At 66.1% G+C, this 13,279-nt stretch carries 15 protein-coding genes; 10 read left to right on the forward strand and 5 right to left on the reverse strand.

The annotated features are described in order from the left end of the window. The coding region (locus OJJ21_RS10920) for a sulfite exporter TauE/SafE family protein (protein WP_297686092.1) at positions 1-344 on the forward strand (344 nt) is incomplete at its 5' end. On the opposite strand, the gene OJJ21_RS10925 is transcribed toward OJJ21_RS10920, so the two are convergent. Next, positions 324-1,220, reverse strand: a complete 897-nt coding sequence (locus tag OJJ21_RS10925; RefSeq protein WP_297686094.1) for a LysR family transcriptional regulator — start codon at positions 1,218-1,220, stop codon at positions 324-326. The two genes, OJJ21_RS10920 and OJJ21_RS10925, sit on opposite strands and share 21 nt — an antisense overlap. A gap of 120 nt (positions 1,221-1,340) precedes the next feature. Here OJJ21_RS10925 and OJJ21_RS10930 point away from each other — a divergent pair, with 120 nt between their 5' ends. Together OJJ21_RS10930 and OJJ21_RS10935 are read left to right on the forward strand one after the other, a co-directional pair. Next, positions 1,341-2,507 (forward strand): mandelate racemase/muconate lactonizing enzyme family protein, encoded by a 1,167-nt coding sequence (locus OJJ21_RS10930; protein WP_297686096.1) that lies wholly within the window; start codon positions 1,341-1,343, stop codon positions 2,505-2,507. Between the two features lie 72 nt (positions 2,508-2,579). After that, entirely contained in the window at positions 2,580-2,822 is a 243-nt protein-coding gene (locus OJJ21_RS10935) for a DUF2798 domain-containing protein (RefSeq protein ID WP_297686098.1), read from the forward strand. A 10-nt stretch (positions 2,823-2,832) separates the two neighbouring features. On the opposite strand, the gene OJJ21_RS10940 is transcribed toward OJJ21_RS10935, so the two are convergent. Further along, on the reverse strand, positions 2,833-4,134 hold the full coding sequence (locus OJJ21_RS10940) for a transcription antitermination factor NusB (RefSeq protein WP_297686099.1): 1,302 nt from the start codon (positions 4,132-4,134) through the stop codon (positions 2,833-2,835). 137 nt (positions 4,135-4,271) lie between these two features. Here OJJ21_RS10940 and rpe point away from each other — a divergent pair, with 137 nt between their 5' ends. The 3 genes from rpe to OJJ21_RS10955 are packed head-to-tail and all read left to right on the forward strand — an operon-like array spanning position 4,272 to position 7,165. Further along, entirely contained in the window at positions 4,272-4,955 is a 684-nt protein-coding gene (gene rpe, locus OJJ21_RS10945; RefSeq protein ID WP_297686100.1) for a ribulose-phosphate 3-epimerase, read from the forward strand. Between the two features lie 6 nt (positions 4,956-4,961). After that, positions 4,962-6,629 carry a heparinase II/III family protein gene (locus OJJ21_RS10950; protein ID WP_297686102.1) on the forward strand — a complete coding sequence of 556 codons (1,668 nt, stop codon included), beginning with the start codon at positions 4,962-4,964 and terminating at the stop codon, positions 6,627-6,629. After that, positions 6,605-7,165, forward strand: coding sequence for a HutD family protein (locus OJJ21_RS10955; protein WP_297686104.1), 561 nt, complete (start codon positions 6,605-6,607; stop codon positions 7,163-7,165). The genes OJJ21_RS10950 and OJJ21_RS10955 overlap by 25 nt, the downstream gene beginning before the upstream one ends. A gap of 19 nt (positions 7,166-7,184) precedes the next feature. Here OJJ21_RS10955 and OJJ21_RS10960 read toward each other — a convergent pair whose 3' ends face one another. Then, positions 7,185-8,180 carry an adenosine kinase gene (locus OJJ21_RS10960; protein WP_297686106.1) on the reverse strand — a complete coding sequence of 332 codons (996 nt, stop codon included), beginning with the start codon at positions 8,178-8,180 and terminating at the stop codon, positions 7,185-7,187. A gap of 65 nt (positions 8,181-8,245) precedes the next feature. On the opposite strand from OJJ21_RS10960, the gene OJJ21_RS10965 reads away from it, so the two are divergent. The 4 genes from OJJ21_RS10965 to OJJ21_RS10980 all read left to right on the forward strand — a co-directional run bounded on the left by OJJ21_RS10965 (position 8,246) and on the right by OJJ21_RS10980 (position 11,640). After that, positions 8,246-9,709 (forward strand): amidase family protein, encoded by a 1,464-nt coding sequence (locus OJJ21_RS10965; RefSeq protein ID WP_297686108.1) that lies wholly within the window; start codon positions 8,246-8,248, stop codon positions 9,707-9,709. Next, entirely contained in the window at positions 9,706-10,383 is a 678-nt protein-coding gene (locus tag OJJ21_RS10970) for an EI24 domain-containing protein (protein WP_297686110.1), read from the forward strand. The genes OJJ21_RS10965 and OJJ21_RS10970 overlap by 4 nt, the downstream gene beginning before the upstream one ends. Before the next feature lie 65 nt (positions 10,384-10,448). After that, entirely contained in the window at positions 10,449-11,165 is a 717-nt protein-coding gene (locus OJJ21_RS10975) for a polymer-forming cytoskeletal protein (protein WP_297686112.1), read from the forward strand. Between the two features lie 37 nt (positions 11,166-11,202). Next, positions 11,203-11,640, forward strand: a complete 438-nt coding sequence (locus tag OJJ21_RS10980) for a hypothetical protein (protein WP_297686114.1) — start codon at positions 11,203-11,205, stop codon at positions 11,638-11,640. Positions 11,641-11,794: 154 nt separating this feature from the next. Here OJJ21_RS10980 and OJJ21_RS10985 read toward each other — a convergent pair whose 3' ends face one another. Both OJJ21_RS10985 and OJJ21_RS10990 read right to left on the reverse strand, forming a co-directional pair. After that, positions 11,795-12,160 carry a hypothetical protein gene (locus OJJ21_RS10985; protein WP_297686116.1) on the reverse strand — a complete coding sequence of 122 codons (366 nt, stop codon included), beginning with the start codon at positions 12,158-12,160 and terminating at the stop codon, positions 11,795-11,797. Beyond that, positions 12,157-13,236, reverse strand: a complete 1,080-nt coding sequence (locus OJJ21_RS10990) for an AraC family transcriptional regulator (protein WP_297686118.1) — start codon at positions 13,234-13,236, stop codon at positions 12,157-12,159. The genes OJJ21_RS10985 and OJJ21_RS10990 overlap by 4 nt, the downstream gene beginning before the upstream one ends. Positions 13,237-13,279 lie beyond the last annotated feature (43 nt).

Genomic DNA, 13,279 nt, shown 5'->3' on the forward strand with positions numbered 1-13,279 from the left:
CGGGCATCCCCACGATGGTGGCGCATTCCGGGGGCCCGCCGCTGGCGATGTATCTGCTGCCGCTCGGACTGCCCAAGCTGGTCTATGCCGGCACCACCAGCCTGTTCTTCACGGTGGGCAATGCGCTGAAGGCCGGGCCGTGGCTGTATCTGGCGCAGCCTGATGCGAAAACCTGGTGGCTGATCGCCAGTTGCCTGCCGGTGGCGCCGCTCGGCGTCTGGCTCGGCTGGCGCCTGCATGAACAGCTCGACCAGCGCCAGCTCTATCGCCTGTGCTACGGTCTGCTGATGGTGACGGCTTTCAAACTCTTATGGGACGGCCTGTCAGGCTTCCTGCACGGCTGACCAGAAATCTTCGGCGATGCGCGTGCCGCGTTCGCGCGCGCGATAGAGCCGGATCTCGACCGGAATGCTCCAGCTGTCATCGCCGGCCGGCACCAGGGTTTTGGCAGAGAGATCGTCGACGATCAGGCTTTCCGGCAGCCAGGCGATGCCGCGGCCGTCGCGCGCCATGGCGCGCAGCACCGTGCCCTGCGGCGCGATGAAGCTGACGCGCAACGGCAGGCTGGTTTCGCGCCGGCCCAGCATCGCCGTGACGATGCGGCCGAGACCGGAATCCTCGGCATAGGCCAGATAGGGCAGGGTCTGGGGCGCATCATCCAGCGGGTGGCGCGGCTTGCCATTGCCATCCGCTGCACAGACAGGCAAAAGCCGATCCTGCGCCAGCCGGCGATAATGGAAACGATCGGGCGGCAGGCGGTTGGCCACGGCGTCGTGGCCATGGCAGAGCAGGAACTGGCTCTGGCCCTGCAGCAGAGCCTCTTCGCCGGCCTGCATGCTGCCCGACATCAGGCGGATGGCGCCGAGCCTTGCCGCGATATCGAGCCGGCGCAGCCAGTCGGGGAAAAAGGTCAGCGACAGCGCCTGGGTGGCGGCGAAGATCAGCGTCGCGGTTTCCGCCTGCTCGGCCTGGCGCGCCTCTTCGCGTGCCTGTGCCAGGCGACGCAGCATGTCGCGCACCGCCGGCATGAATTGTTCGCCGGCGGCGGTCAGCCGCACCGGCTGGGCCGAGCGGTCGAACAGCATGACGCCGGCCCAGTCCTCCAGCGCGCGGATGCGGCGGCTGAAGGCCGGCTGGGTCATATGCCGGGCCTCGGCCGCGCGGGAGAAATTGCCCGCTTCGGCCAGGGCCAGGAAATCCTCCAGCCAGTTGAATTCCATAAGCGGGCCTGTTCGTGCTGCGATGCGATATCGGAATGATCAATTCCGAATCTGGCATTGGCGCGCCCCGACTGTCCATGACTAGGATGCAGGCAGCAGAAAAGGAGCCTGTATTTTTCCATGCGTATCGTCGAAGTCCGCGAGAAAACCGCCTCGATCGCCTCGCCGATCGCCAATGCCTATATCGACTTTTCCAAGATGACCTGTTCGGTGGTGGCGGTGATCACCGATGTGATCCGCGATGGCCGGCCGGTGGTGGGCTTCGGCTTCAACTCCAACGGCCGCTACGGCCAGGGTTCCCTGATGCGCGAGCGTTTCCTGCCGCGCCTGATGGAAGCTGATCCCGACGACCTGGTCGACGTGGCGCACAACAACCTGGATCCGTTTGCGATCTGGAAGACGCTGATGACCAACGAAAAGCCGGGTGGCCATGGCGAACGTTCGGTCGCCGTCGGCACGCTCGACATGGCGATCTGGGATGCGATGGCGAAGATCGAGGGCGTGCCGCTCTGGCGCCTGCTGGCCGACCGTTACCGCGACGGCGTCGCCGACGACAGGGTCTGGGTCTATGCCGCCGGCGGCTACTACTATCCCGGCAAGGACCTTGGAGCTTTGCAGGATGAGATGAAAAGCTATCGCGACCGCGGCTATCGCGTCGTGAAAATGAAGATCGGCGGCGAACCGCTGAAGGACGATCTGAAGCGCATCGAAGCCGTGCTGAAGATCGTCGGCGACGGGCAGAATCTCTGTGTCGACGTCAACGGCCGCTTCGACCTCAAGACGGCCATCGAATACGGCAATGCGATCCGGTCGTATAATCTCTACTGGTACGAGGAAGTCGGCGATCCGCTGGATTATGCGCTGCAGGCGGAGCTCGGCAAACATTACGACAAGCCGATGGCGACCGGCGAGAACCTGTTCTCGCATCAGGATGCGCGCAACCTGATCCGCTTCGGCGGCATGAACAAGGAGCGCGACTTCCTGCAGTTCGACTGCGCGCTGTCTTACGGTCTTGTCGAGTATCTCCGCACGCTGGATGTGCTGAAGGAGCATGGCTGGTCGAGCCGCCGCGTGGTGCCGCATGGCGGCCACCAGATGTCGCTCAACATCGCCGCCGGCCTGCATCTGGGCGGCAACGAGAGCTATCCCGATGTGTTCAAGCCGTTTGGCGGTTTCGCCGACGGCATCGCGGTGCACGACAGCTATGTGTCGCTGCCGCAGATCCCCGGTGTCGGCTTCGAGGCCAAGGCGGAACTCTACAAGGTGATGAAGGGTCTGCTGGATTGATCAGATTGGGCATGGCCGCGCGGCAGGCGATGCGCTACACATCGTCTGCCGCTTACTCATGCCGGAACGCCGATGCGCCAGAAACTGCCTGCCCGCTACAATGCCATTGCCATGCCGCTGGCGCTGTCGTTCCTGATGACCTTCATCGTCTCGGGGATATCGACCTTCAGCGGCATCGGTTTCATTTCCGGCGCGGTCGAAAAGTGGATGCAGGCCTGGGGCCTGTCCTGGATCGTCGCCTTTCCCACCATGCTGTTCGTGTTTCCGCTGGTGCGGCGCCTGGTCGGCCTGATGGTCGAGCCGCCGAAAGGCTGATCGCGGACGGCTAGGCTTTCTGCACACAGACGGCGAAGAAACCGTCCATGCCACCGCGGCCCGGCCACATGGATGGCAGGGTGCGCAGGGCGCCGTCATGCGCCACGGCTTCGGATGGCAGATGCAGCTTTCCCGCATCGGCCGGGATCAGTTCGGCGCCCGGCAGCGCCAGCAGATGGCGGATCTGGTATTCGGCTTCCTCGGGCTGCAGCGAGCAGACGCAGTAGACCAGCCGGCCGCCGGGCTTCAGCAGGCTCCAGCTTTTGACGATCAGGCGGCGCTGCAGCTCGGCCAGCTTGGCGATATCGGTTTCGTCTTTCAGGTAGGGCAGGTCGGGATGGCGGCGGATCGTGCCGGTCGCCGAACAGGGGGCATCCAGCAGGATGGCATCGAAGCTCTCCTCCGGTTGCCACTGTTCGATCTCGGCGGTTCTCACGTCGACTTTGAGATTCAGGCGCTTCAGATTTTCCTTCAGCCGCTTCAGTCGCGGCTCCGAGCGGTCCACCGCCATGACACTGGCGCCCAGGGCGGCCAGCTGCGCGGTCTTGCCGCCGGGTGCGGCGCAGAGATCGGCCACGCGCTTGCCGGCCACATCGCCCAGCAGCTTCACCGGCAGGGCGGCCGCGGCATCCTGCACCCACCATGCGCCGTCGCTGAAGCCCGGCAGGGTTTCGACGCCGCCGGCGGCCATGCGCCGCAGGCTGCCAGTCGGCAGAATTTCTGCCTCCAGCTTTGCCGCCCAGCCGGCGGCATCGCTTTTCACGCTGATATCCAGCGGCGCTTCCTGCAGATGCGCCAGGGCAATATCGCGCGCGGCATCCTCGCCATAAGCATTGATCCAGCTGCGCCACAGCCAGTCCGGCGTATTCGCCTTCGCCGCATCCTGCTCGGCGACGATGGCGGCGCCCTCGGTGGCCACCTTGCGCAGCACGGCATTGATCAGGCCGCGCGGCTTTTTCTGCTCCGGATGCATCAGTTCGACGGCGGAATCGACCGCCGCATGGGCCGGCGCGCCGAGGAACAGCAGCTCGGCAGCACCCAGCCGCATGGCCTCGCGCGGCAGGCCCTTGGGCCACAGCGTGAGGAATTTGCGCAGACACCCGTCGATCTGGCCGCGGCGGCGGAGCGTGGTGGCGACCAGGCGGCGGACGAAGCCGCGGTCGCGCTCGCTCAGGTCGCGGAAGCCGGTCTTGCCGTCCAGCAGCGCATCGTCCAGCGCGCGGCCCTTGCCCAGCACCATATCGACCAGGACGGCGGCCACACGACGCGAGGTGATGACGGGAACGGTTGGAAAGGCGGAGTTGTCGGACATCGCCGCTGTTCTAGCCCCCGACCGGGCCGGTGGAAAGGCGATTCGGCCATAAAAAGCCCGGATTCGCCGGAGTTTGTGACCGGATGTCGCGACCCCGCTTGCTTGGCGTAGACCCCCAAATTTGCTAAGCCTGCCCCATGCCGCAGCAAGCCACCCGAATCGCCCCCTCGATCCTCTCGGCCGATTTTGCCCAGCTGGGCGCCGAAGTCGCCGCCATCGACAGGGCCGGCGCCGATTACATCCATATCGATGTCATGGACGGCCATTTCGTGCCGAACCTGACCATCGGCCCCGGCGTGGTGGGTGCCCTGCGCAAGCACACGAAAAAGCCCTTCGACGTGCATCTGATGATCTCGCCGGTCGATGCCTTCGTGCCGCAATTCGCCGAGGCCGGCGCCGACATCATCACCGTGCATCCGGAAGCCGGCCCGCATGTGCATCGCACGCTGCAGCTGATCCGCTCGCTGGGCAAGAAGGCCGGCCTGTCGCTCAATCCGGGCACGCCGGTGGAAACCGCGCTGGCGGTGCTCGATATGGTTGATCTCGTTCTGGTGATGAGCGTCAATCCCGGTTTCGGCGGGCAGAAGTTCATCCATACCCAGCTCGACAAGATCCGCATCCTGCGCAAGGCCATCGATGCCCATAGCGCTGCTACTGGTCGCGCCATCGATCTCGAAGTCGATGGCGGCATCAATCCCGAGACGGCGCAGCTTGCCGTCGACGCCGGCGCCGATGTGCTGGTGGCCGGCACCGCCACCTTCCAGGGCGGTCCGTCGGCCTATGCCGACAACATCGCGCGGGTGCGCGCAAAGCCGAAGTGACATAGCGTGGCTGCGGCGCCGCTGCAGGACTCTCCCGGAGCGAAGTTACGGCGCCGCCTGGCGACCGCCTGGTACGGCACGCGGTTCTATGCGCTGACGCTGCCACGCCGCGCGCCGCTCGAATTGCCGGTGCTGCCCGACGATCCCTGGCTTGGCACAGTGGCCAATGCGGATCGCCTGTTCCAGGGACGATTTCTCTTTGCCGGTGCCGAAGTCGTCTCGCCGCATGCGGCACCCTGGGCCCTGTCCGCTGCCGATGCGGGTCTCGATCCGGTCAGCCATGCGGCCTGGGCGGCCGGTTTGCATGGTTTTGCCTGGCTGCGCGATTTCGCTACCCAGGGCGGCGACATGGCGCGACGCATGGCGCGCAGCCTGGTCGCCGACTGGATCGCCAGGCACATAGTGCCGATCTGCGGCCTGCCCTGGCAGCCGCAGATTGCCGGCCGGCGGCTGACCCAGTGGCTGCTGGCGGCGCATTTCCTGCTCGATGGTGCCGACGAAAGTTTCGGTCATGACTTCCTGCTCGGCATTGCCCGCCATACGGCCCATCTAAAACGCGCCGCCATCACGGCGCCGCCCGGACTGCCGCGCTTCGATGCGGCTTTGGGTGCGGTCTATGGCACCGAGGCCCTCGGCGAAGGGCAGGATATGGCGGCGCTGCATGCGCTCTGTGCCGTACTTGATGCGCAGGTTCTGGCCGATGGCGGCCATGTCTCGCGCAATCCGTCCATTCTCTACCGCCTGCTGCGCGATGTGGTGGCGCTGTGGCGCTTTCTGCATGCGATCGATCCCGAACGTGCCGCCCTGCTGCAGCCGTATCTCGATCGCATGGCGCCGATGCTGCGGTTTTTCCGTCATGGCGATGGCGGCCTGGCGCTGTTTCATGGCGCCGAGGAGGAGGTTGCCGCCCAGGTCGATCTGGCCCTTGAACTCTCCGGGGCCAAGGGCAAGCCGCTCAATTCGGCAACGCCGAGCGGATTCGAACGCGCCGCTGCGAAACGTGCGCTGCTGTTGCTCGATGCCGGCGCGCCGCCCCCCGGTGGGAAGGCGCGCGGCCTCGCCGGCAGCACGCCGCATTCTGGTCTGCTGGCGTTCGAATTCAGCCACGGCAAGGATCGCCTGATCGTCAATTGCGGCGCATCGCGGCGTCCCGGCGGGGGCTGGGCGGCGGCGCTCAGCGGCGTGGCGGCGCATTCCACGCTCTGCCTCGGCAGCACGGAACCGGCCGCCAGCGCAACCGTGACGGTTACGCGCAACGAGCAGGATGGCGCGATCTGGTTCGAAGCGGAGCATGACGGCTGGCGCGCGACGTATCATCGCGTGTATCGGCGGCGCATCTATCTCTCGGCCGGCGGCGAGGATCTGCGCGGCGAAGAGATCGTCACCGAATCCCAGCCCTCGGCGAATGGCGGCATGCCGGTGGAAGCGGTGCTGCGGCTGCATCTGCATCCCGGCATGCATGCTTCGCTGATAGGCAGCGGCGATACCGTGATCCTGAAAACGGCGGGCGGCCAGGGCTGGCGCTGGCGCGGGATGGGCGGCATGGTACGTCTGGAAGACAGCGTCTACCTCGGCGGCGGCGGCGATCTGCGCCGCACGCAGCAGATCGTGATGGCGGGATCGGCCGGGACGGAAGCTTTGGTATTCAAATGGGCTCTGACAAAAATCAATTAGGCAAAGACCGGGCAGGTGGGGGCAGGCCCGTTTCCGGCGCGGTCGAGTCCAACACGCTGATCGCGCTGGGGTCGCTGGATGCGATGCCGTGGAAGAATGGCGGCGGCACCACCTATCAGATCGCGGTCGATCCGCCCGGTGCCGGCACCACCGGCTTCCGCTGGCGCATCAGTCGCGCGGTGATCGAAAAGGACGGGCCTTTCTCGACCTTCCCTGATGTGTCGCGCTGGATCGTGCTGGTGGCAGGTCCGGGCTTCACGCTCGATTTCGCCGATGGCACATCTTTCGATGTGGTCAAACCGTTTGAGGTGTACTGGTTCGATGGCGGTCTCGGCGTCGCCTGCCGGCTGAAGAATGACCGCCCGGCCACGGTGCTCAACGTGATGGCGCAGAACGATGCGGTGATGCGCGTCAATGTCGCGACCAGCCGCAGCGCGTTGCCGACCGCCGGTCATGCCATCGTGTCGGCTTTCGGCGCTTCCGTGCGGCTGGACGAGCGCCACGTGCTGACCGCGGCGGTCGACAAGCCGTTCTGAAATCCGGCGGCTTTGAATCTCAGCCCTTCAGGGCCTCGGCCACGAAGGGCTTCAGCGGCTTTTGCGGCCGCGGACCGATATGGCTGATCACTTCGGCGGCACAGAGCGAGCCGAGCCGGCCGGCGGCATGCAGGTCGAAATCATGCGTGAAGCCATAGAGGAAACCGGCGGCGTAGAGATCGCCGGCGCCGGTGGTATCGATCACATCGACGCCCTTCACTGCATCGATGATATGCACCTCTTCGCCGGACAGGATTACCGAACCCTTTTCCGAACGCGTCAGGGCCGCGATATCGACATGATGGCGCACATGCTGGAGCGCGGCGTCGAAATCGCCCACCTGGTACAGCGCGGTGATCTCTGCCTCGTTGGCGAACAGGATGTCGATATGGTGTTCGACCAGATGGCGGAATTCATCGCGATGGCGGTCGACGCAGAAGCTGTCCGACAGCGACATCGCTACCTTGCGGCCGGCATCGTGCGCCAGCCGCATTGCCTTGCGCATGCCTTCCTTGGCCATCGGCTGGTCCCACAGATAGCCTTCCAGATAGGTGATCTCGGCGGCATTCACCGAGGCCGGTTCGATATCGTCCGGCGTCAGGTCGATCGAGGCGCCCAGATAGGTATTCATGGTGCGCTGCGCATCGGGCGTCACCATGATCAGGCAGCGCGCCGTCGAGGGGCCGTCCGTTGCCGCCGCGGTGTCGTACTGCACGCCGAGCGCCTTGATGTCGCGGGCAAAGACCTCGCCCAGCGCGTCGTTGCGCACCCGGCCGATGAACTGCACCTTGCCGCCCAGCGCCGCGACGCCCGCCGCTGTATTGGCCGCCGAACCGCCGGAAACCTCCACGGTTTCGCCCATGGCGCCATAAAGCTGTTCCGCCCGGCCGCCATCGATCAGGGTCATGCCGCCCTTGGGCATGCCATGCTCGTCGAGGAAGGCGTTGTCGACGCGGGCCAGCACGTCGACGATGGCGTTGCCGATGGCGAGCACGTTGTTTCTGGGCTTGGTCATGGAGTGCTTTCCCGAGCAGGTCGAATCTCGTTACTCTGTAGCCGTTCGACAGAAGGAAGGCAAATATGGACGCGTTGATTAAGATGACCGCCCGCCAGGCCGTGGCCGCCCTCAGGGCCCGCGAGGTGACCCCGGGGGAACTGATCGATGCCGCGGCCGCCCGCATTGCCGAGGTCGAGCCCAGGATCAATGCCCTGCCGACGCTGTGCCTCGACCGCGCCCGCGCCATGGCCGAGCGGCTGACGCCGCCCGACCCGGCCCCGCCGGGCTATCTTTACGGCCTGCCGATGGCCACCAAGGACCTGGTGGATGTGGCCGGCGTGCGCTCCACCCAGGGCAGCCGGGTGTTCGCCGATCACGTGCCGACCAAATCCGGCTGGTCGGTCGAACGCCTGGAAGGCAACGGCGCGCTGATCATCGCCAAGTCGAACACGCCGGAATTCGGTGCCGGCTCGCAGACCTTCAACGATGTGTTCGGCACCACCACCAATCCGTGGAATACGGCGACCACGCCTGCCGGTTCGTCCGGCGGGGCCGCCGCCGCCCTGGCGGCGGGCGAGGTCTGGCTGGCCGATGGCTCCGATCTCGGCGGTTCCCTGCGCATCCCCGCCAGCTTCACCGGAGTGGTCGGCCTGCGGCCCTCGCCGGGTCGCGTCGCCTTCGGCCCGCGCGCGCTGCCCTTCGATCCGCTCTCGGTCTACGGCCCGATGGCGCGCACGGTCGGCGACTGCGCCATGATGCTGGACGCGATGAGCGGGTTTGAGCCGCGCGATCCGCTGAGCATTCCGGCGCCCGAGCGCAGCTTCGTTGAAGTGGTCGATCACGCCATGGTCACTGGCCGGCTTCCGAGTCGGTTTGCTAGTGGCTGTCGGGTCGGCTGGTCGGCGGATCTCGGTCTCTCGCCGGTCGATCCTGAAGTTCTGGCGCTGTGCGAGGCGGCGACCAGGACGATCGCCAGTCTCGGTGCCACCGTCAGCGACGATGTACCCGATTTCAGTGGGGCGGAAGAGTGTTTCCAGGTTCTGCGTGCCGCCAATTTCGCCGTGACCGTCTGGCCCAAGATCAAGGACAAGACCGATCTGGTGAAGCCGGAAGTGATCTGGAATGCCGAAAAAGGGCTCAAGCTCACCGGCATCGAAAAGGCCGATGCGCTGCGCATCCAGGGCGTGATCTACAATCGCGTCGCCGCCTTCTTCGAAAAACACGACTTCCTGGTGCTACCGACCTGCGTGGCGCCGCCCTTCGATCATCGCAAGCGCTATCTGGAAGAGGTCGCCGGCCGCAAGTTCGACACCTACATCTCCTGGCTGGTGCTGACCTTTGCCATCACCATCACCGGCACGCCGGCGATCTCGATTCCCTGCGGCTTCACGCGCAGCGGCCTGCCGGTCGGCCTGCAGATCGTGGCGCGACCGCGGGGCGAGGCGGAGCTGCTGGCCTTCAGCGCCCTGCTCGAAGCCGCGTTCGGCCTGAGCGGCCAGGTCCCCATCGATCCCCGCGAAGGCCAGATAGACGGGAAGGTGGCATGATCGCACCCGCTCTCCGCCGCGCCCTGGCGCAACTGCCCGATCCGACGTTTCGGCGGGTGCTGATCAAATCCCTGCTGGTCAGCCTCGTCGTCTTCGTTCTGCTCGGGATCGGGCTCTGGGCCGGGCTGCTGGTGGTGCCGCAAACCGGCTACGGCTGGCTCGACTGGGTGATCGGCGCACTGTCCAGCCTCGGTTTCCTGCTCGGCATGATGCTGCTGTTTCCCGCCGTGATGACCGCGTCGATCGGCCTGTTTCTCGATGATATCGCCGATGCGGTGGAGGCGCGCTATTACCAGGCCGATCCGCCGGGCCGGCCTCTCGCCACGCTGCCGGCGGTGTGGAGCGCGCTGCGCTTCCTCGGCATCGTTCTTGTGGTCAATATCGCCCTGCTGCCGCTTTATGCCATCCTGCTGTTCTTCCCGCCGCTGTTGTACGGCCTGTCGCTGCTGGTGAATGGCTGGCTGGTCGGGCGGGAATATTTCGAGGCCGTGGCCTTCCGCTATCAGCCCAGGGCGGAGGCCGATCTGCTGCGGCGTCGCCGGCGTGGCGATGTCTGGCTGTGCGGTGTGCTTATTGTCCTTCTGTTAACCATTCCTCTCGTAAATTTTCTCGTCCCGATTGTGGCAACTGCCTTCATGGTTCACGTCTACAAGCGGTTGCGGGCGACGGGCTGACCTGAGTTTCGGCATTGCGGGTTGGATGCCGGGTAGCGCATGTTGGGGATCAGAGGAGACCGCCCATGTTTGGTCGCAAGAAGCCGAGCACTGACAGTGCCGCGATGATGCCGCCGGCACCGCCTGCCCAGGCTGAACTGAAGCCGATCGAGCCGAAGCAGCCGGAAAAGGCCGTTGCCCCGATCAAGGCCGTCGATGACGAGTTGCCGCCGATGCCGAGCCATCTGCGTGCGGTCGGCAAACCCGTCCTCCCCGCCACTGCCCCCGTTACAACAGCAGGAGCCGCCGCCATGTCCGATACCAATCCGCCGACCCCGACCTTCCGTCCCGAAATTGCCAAGCGTCCGATGGATCTGGCGCCCAAGGCCGTGGTGCATGCCACTGCCGGCGCTGCGCCGGCGGTCGCTGCCAGGTCCGACACGCATGCCGAGCCCAAGGTGCTGCTGATCGGTCGTGAAATCAGCCTGAGCGGTCAGATCACTGCCTGCGACAAGGTCGTCGTCGAAGGCCGCGTCGAGGCCCAGCTGACCGAAAGCCGTTTCGTCGAGATCACCGAGACCGGCCAGTTCAAGGGCTCGGCCGAAGTCGAGGAGGCCGAAATCCGCGGTCGCTTCGAAGGCCGTCTCAGCGTGCGCGGCCGCCTGCTGATCCGCGGCACCGGCAAGGTCTCGGGCGAGATCGCCTATGGCCAGGTCGAGATCGAATGCGGCGGCGAGATTTCCGGCACGGTGCAGACCGTGGCTTCGGGCGGTCGCCTGGCGTCGCCGGCCGCTGCCGAATAGTTGTTCTCCGGCCATCGTTGCGTTTAAGCTGCGCGGCGTGAAAACGCCGCGCATTCTTTTTGTCCTGCCGCTTCTGCTCGCGCTGGCCGCCTGCGGTGGCCGGCCGGCGCCCAGCACCACCGGCGTCCTGCCGGGCGAAGACCTCGATCTCTCGCTGGTGCACCAGAAACCCGACGAAACGCCGCGCCGCGCGGTCAGCGCCGATGTGGTGCGCAAGACCGAAGCCGAGGCGCGCGCCCTGTTCGGTGCGCCGGCGGCGTTGCGCCGCGAACCGCCGGGCGAAGTCTGGCAGTACCAGGCCGAGGCGCCGCGCTGCACCCTGCTGCTGTTCCTCTACCCCGACGATGCCTCGGCGCGGCTGCGCGTCAGCCATGCCCAGGTGCTCAGCCGCGTGCGCGGCCAGACGGTGGATGACAGCGACTGCCTTGCGGCATTGCTGAAGACCACGCCGCTGCCGCAGCGGCCAGTGTCCTGAGATAGCAGGCTAAAAAGAGACACCCTCACCCCGGCCCTCTCCCGCAAGCGGGAGAGGGAGTCTACTAGACCCTCGCCCGCGTGAGCGGGAGAGGGAGGGGCCCACTGCGCAGCAGTGGGAGGGTGAGGGCTTTGGGCGCATGGTAGGCGCTACATCAGGTCAGAAATTCTGTTCTGAAATCTTCGTAAGTCAACACGCGCAGGGCGGGCGCTGTTTTGGCAAGCTGTACGATCAGCTGCCTGTCGTCGGTTACCAATATGTCTGCATACATCGCTGCTGTTGTGCCGATAATCAGGTCACGAGAGGCATTCCACGGCATTCCGGGTGCAACAACAGGCTGTCCCATCATAAAAAGCGACATCAGTTGGTTTCGCTTAAAACCGTCGCGGATTTGTGCGATTTCATCCTCTTGAGCATCTGTTCTGATCACCTCCAGATGAGCAGCTTTGATGCGCTCAGAGTCTCCGTTCTTCAGGATCGCGTCATAGGCGTTGCTGTCGAACATCACGCGGAGCGTCATGGCATATCCCGCCACTGCGTCGGGGTGACGCCGGTCCAGCTTTTGAAGGCGCGATGGAAATTGGCCACGTCGGCAAAGCCGAGCCGGGCGGCGATGGCGGCAATGCCCTGCGCCGGATCGCGCAGCAGGTCTTTCGCCAGCGCGCAGCGCAGCGTGTTCACCTCGGCCTGGAAGCTGGTGTCGCGTTCGGCCAGCCGGCGCTGCAGCGTGCGCGGCGTCAGCGCCAGGGCCGCCGCCGCCGCCTCGATGCCGGGCGTCTCGCCCGCGCCCAGCGCGGCGCGTAAGGAATCGGCCAGCCGGCCGCGCAGCGGGTCGTCATTATTCAGTCGCGCCAGTTCGGCCTGCACGAAACCGGACAGCACGGCCTTCAGCGCCGGATTGGCCTGCCGCACCGGCAGCCCCAGCACCGCGCTGCCGAGCAGGATGGAATCTTCATCGGCATCGAACTGCGGCACCACGCCGAAGATGCGGCAGTGTTCGCCGATCGTGCCCGGCGCCGCATGGCCGAAGCTGACCGAATGCGGCTGCACGGCATTGCCGCAGAGCCAGCGCGTGAAGGTGAGTGTCGCCGCCAGCACGGCTTCGACGCGCTGGCGGCGGCAGGGCCAGTCGGGATCGAACGGCAGATAGAGCAGGCGGATGCCGGTCGCCTCGGTCCTGGCCGCGAAGCGGCCGCCGCCGCCGACCAGCGCGGCGAAGCGGTCGGCCTGCTCGGCGGCTTCGCCCAGCGTGGCGCAGGTCATCAGCAGCTGGCCCAGCGCATCGAAGGAGCCTGGCCGCACCTGTTCGCCGACATGCAAGCCGAGTTGCGCATCGCCGGTCAGGCGCAGGGCGGCCAGCCAGATGGCGGAAACCGTGTCATGCGGCAGGCGGGCGACCTCGCCTTCCAGCAGGCCGGCGGGCAGTCCGGCCTCCGCCAGCACCGCCGCCGCCGTCACGGGGCCGGCCGCCAGCCTGCGCGCGGCAGCAGCACCATCCTGCACGGCGTCCAGCAGGGTGCGGACATAACCGGCGGCGACACTGCGCGGACTGGTGGTGGGCGGACTGGTATTGGGCGTATTGGTCTCGGCGCCCATCTCTCCCTCGGTTTGGCGGCAATCGGTCTGGCGGCAATTTGTC

Source organism: Ferrovibrio sp., assembly GCF_025869515.1.
Taxonomy (GTDB): Bacteria; Pseudomonadota; Alphaproteobacteria; order Ferrovibrionales; family Ferrovibrionaceae; genus Ferrovibrio.